The organism is Pseudomonas sp. RA_35y_Pfl2_P32 (assembly GCF_963970735.1).
Classification (GTDB): Bacteria; Pseudomonadota; Gammaproteobacteria; order Pseudomonadales; family Pseudomonadaceae; genus Aquipseudomonas.
Map to the genome: position 1 here is coordinate 1 of NZ_CAXAQF010000450.1, position 255 is coordinate 255.

Genomic DNA, 255 nt, shown 5'->3' on the forward strand with positions numbered 1-255 from the left:
TAGAAGGCGGCACGCTGGAGCTCTATTACCAGTTGCTGATTGCAGACAGTGTGCTGGCGAAGTTGGACCGCTACACCGCGTTGCACGCGATTCGCGAGTCCGAACACGCGGCCTTGCTCAACGTCGGCGAGCCACGCGCGGAACTGCCGCGGCCGACGGTGGCCGGGGTGGTCGACGGCGTCCTCGACCCGGATCGCCCAGACACCACGCTGACCGCCACCTGGCTCAATACGCTGGGGGGGGACAAAGTGATTT

General features: G+C 65.1%; 1 protein-coding gene. It reads left to right on the plus strand.

All coding sequences use genetic code 11. The annotated features are described in order from the left end of the window. On the plus strand, positions 1 to 255 hold a 255-nt coding region (locus AACY45_RS29120; protein ID WP_339548919.1), incomplete at both ends, for a hypothetical protein.